Source organism: Streptomyces sp. NPDC050263 (assembly GCF_040655955.1).
Lineage (GTDB): Bacteria > Actinomycetota > Actinomycetes > Streptomycetales > Streptomycetaceae > Streptomyces.
Window position 1 is genome coordinate 1 of the sequence record NZ_JBFAKW010000260.1, and the last position, 3,111, is coordinate 3,111.

3 protein-coding genes and 1 pseudogene are annotated in these 3,111 nt (G+C 69.0%); 2 read left to right on the forward strand and 2 right to left on the reverse strand.

Annotation, left to right across the window (positions count from 1 at the left end; all coding sequences use genetic code 11):
- Nucleotides 1–82: pseudogene (locus AB0J04_RS45685) on the forward strand (transposase); the annotation flags it as partial.
- A 7-nt stretch (nucleotides 83–89) separates the two neighbouring features.
- Here the strand turns inward: AB0J04_RS45685 and AB0J04_RS45690 are convergent.
- Both AB0J04_RS45690 and AB0J04_RS45695 read right to left on the reverse strand, forming a co-directional pair.
- The gene (locus AB0J04_RS45690) at nucleotides 90–1,211 is read right to left on the reverse strand and encodes a S1 family peptidase (protein ID WP_363174648.1); all 1,122 of its coding nucleotides are present in this window, start codon (nucleotides 1,209–1,211) and stop codon (nucleotides 90–92) included.
- 276 nt (nucleotides 1,212–1,487) lie between these two features.
- Entirely contained in the window at nucleotides 1,488–1,634 is a 147-nt protein-coding gene (locus tag AB0J04_RS45695; protein WP_363174650.1) for a hypothetical protein, read from the reverse strand.
- Between the two features lie 292 nt (nucleotides 1,635–1,926).
- On the opposite strand from AB0J04_RS45695, the gene AB0J04_RS45700 reads away from it, so the two are divergent.
- Nucleotides 1,927–2,775, forward strand: a complete 849-nt coding sequence (locus tag AB0J04_RS45700) for an MOSC domain-containing protein (protein WP_363174652.1) — start codon at nucleotides 1,927–1,929, stop codon at nucleotides 2,773–2,775.
- The last annotated feature ends 336 nt before the right edge of the window (nucleotides 2,776–3,111 follow it).

The following is a 3,111-nucleotide window of genomic DNA, read 5'->3' on the forward strand; positions in this document are numbered from 1 at the left end:
CCGCCGCTACATCATCTGGCGAAACCGCCATGCCGACGACCGGCGCCTACGCGCCGTCGTCGACAGGGCAAACGTTGCCTGATCCGGCACTAGAACGCGCTCAGTCCGTAGCGCGCCAGCACCCAGTGCACCGGCTGGAAGAAGGTCCGGTACTGGTTCTGGGCGCTGTTGCACGATGCGTTTGCCGGGGTGTTGGTGCCTGAGGCGATGCCGAGTGCGTCGGTTCCTGCCCAGAGGGGGCCGCCGCTGTCTCCGGGGAGGGCGCAGTGGGAGGTCTCGATCATGTTCTTCATGACCTTGCCGCTGGGGAAGGTGAAGGTCACGCTCGGGTTGATGACCTGGCCTACGAGGTCGCTGCTGACGGCGCCGGCGCGTTTGACGGCCTCGCCGTCGTCGGGGTAGCGGGAGCCGGTGATCTCGAACGTGGCGCCGGCCGCACGGACGGCTCCGTAGGCGGCGACGTCGTCGTTGAGGTACTCGATGACGGCGTAGTCCTTGTCGATCTCGCCGAAGTCCCACCATTCGGTGCGCTTGCCGAGGTAGATGCCGCCGGCCTCGCGGTGCCAGAACCGCTCGTCGTCGGTGCTCGCGCAGTGCCCGGCGGTGAGGAAGTACTTCTTTCCGGAGGAGTCACGGACGTTGAACCCGAGGGTGCATGGTGTGGGGCCGTACGGCGCCACGATGCCGATGCCGCCGAGGGATTCGTAGGCGGTCTCCTTGATCTCGCCGGGCAGCTCCTCTACGCGCGCCTTGTCGCCGTACGCGGCGACGAGGTCGGTGAGGCGCTTGCGGTCGGCGGCGGAGACGCCGTCGAAGACCGACACGGTGACCTGGTTGGTGCTGGGGTCGATGCCCCAGGCGGTGTTGGGGATCGGGTCGGTGTCGGCGATGCGTTGGTCGAGGGCGGTGCGTACGGCGTTGAGGTCGGCGGTGCTGTGGTCGACGACCTGGGCGGTGCCGCCCTGGGCGCGGACGGTCCGTGCGGCGGCCTCGTCCGTGACGGCGACGACGAAGCGCCCGGCAGCGTCGTAGAACGCGCCGCCGGTGCGGTCGGCCCCGATGGAGGCGACCAGCGCTCTCGCCTGGGCCGGTCCGGCCGTCGGCGTCGGGGCAGGGGGCGGGGCGGCGTTCGCGGTCGGCGCGACAAGCACCGCGAACAGGCCGCAGATCGCCGCCGTCACCGACGTGCGAGGGGTCGGCAGTCTTCGCATGGATCGCGCCTCCGTGGGGTTCCGTGGGGGTTCCGTGGGGGTTCGGTGAGCAGGGAGCACGTCGGTCGACCGCCGTGCACGGAAACAGCATGTGCTGCGGGTGCCGGCGTTGTCGTTGGCGGAAGATCCACAAAAGCCTTGCCTCTGCGTCCACTTCCGCTCGCATGATCCGTGCCGCTGCCCGGCCCGATACGCCGACGGCCCGTCCGCCCCGGCAGCTCCCGCCCTTCACACGCAAACCGCGCAGTGATCGCGGAGGGGTGGATCCCTGCGGTTTCACGCTGCCTTTGCCGACGGTGACAGCCCCTGCTGTGCCTGCCGGATGCGCTGAACGAACATGCGGGCGACAGAGTTGAGGATCTTGGCATCGGCCGCGGCCGGACCGTCCGTGGTGATGTTCGCGTAGGCGTAAACGGAGTCCACACGGAGGTTGATCGAGGTGCCGCAGGGGTTCGTGCCGACATAGAAGGAGGCCGTGAAGCTGCGTCGAATGAGTCGGCCCAGGGTTGTTGTGCGGCGCGGGCGCGGGTGGCAGCGACTCCTACCGCCTCGCCCCGCCCATGCCAGAGCCAGAGCAGCAGTCTTACACGGGTGCCTGGCCACAGGCCGGCGTACACATGAACGCGCCCCGCCACGAAGGGTGATGGCGTCTGAGACGCCATCACCTTGATCTGAAACGTTCTCAGGGCGGTGTGACAGCGCCCATGATTGATCCATGGGAACTGTGACGGCGCTACGCCGGTACCCGGTGAAGTCCATGCTCGGCGAGGCTCTGACAAGCGTGGCGGTCACCGAACGCGGGCTGTGCGGCGACCGGGTGTTCGCCGTTCTTGACGACGCGGGCACGGTCGGCAGCGCCAAGCACCCCCGCAAGTGGGGCTCGTTGCTCCGCTGCCGCAGCAGGCTGACCAGCGCCGACAAGGTCGTGGTCGAACTGCCGGACGGAGTCGTCCTGTCGGCCGGAGACCCTGACCTGGACGCGCGGCTGTCCAAGCTGCTGGGCCGCCACGTTTCCTTGTCGGACACCCCGGGGGAGCACGGCGGCGCGCTCGAGCGGGCAGTGCCCGACTATGAGGGCGGTGTCCCAGACGCCCTGCGGGGCACAGCGGCCACCGATGCCACCGGAGCGGCCGTCACCTCCGGTCATGTCGCCCCGGGGACCTTCTTCGACTACGGTGCAGTCCACCTCGTCACCACAACTGCCCTGGCACGGCTGCGGGCTGCGTACCCCACCGGAGACTTCGACCCGCGCCGCTTCCGGCCCAACCTGGTCGTCGACACGCTCGACGGGCCGGGCTTCCCCGAGGACGCCTGGATGGACTCCCATCTGCGCGTCGGCGAGGCTCTTTTCCGTGTCGTGGTGCCCACACCCCGATGCGTGATTCCCACGCTCGCTCAGGAGGAGTTGCCGCCCGACCCCGGCATCATGCACGCGGTGGCACGAGAACACCGCGTACCGGTCTTCGACCTGGGTCGGCTGTCGTGCGTCGGGGTATACCTGGAGGTCCTGGAACCCGGCACGATAAGGCCCGGCGACTCCGTCACAAGACGGGGCAGCTCGTGATCGCCGGCGTGACGGCTCGCCCGAGGCGGCGACAAGCCGACTGGGACGGCCACGTGATGGGGCGGATCGACTTGCTCGCGACATGCGTCGAGGACGGTCAAACCGGGCCCCGGGACTCGGGCCGCGGGACCCGGGACCCGAGCGGATTCGCAAGACCATCGCGACACGTGGTCACTCCACTGCTGCGACGAGCCCAGCGAAGAGCTCTGCGGGCGTCGGTCGGCCAAGGACCGTGCGAAGTGGGGGGGTGCCCCTATCTGTTTCGTCAACCTCGGTGGGGTCGGCTTGTAGGGGTTGATCCTGGCTTTCGGGAACGTCCCGCGAAGCGGGATGTTC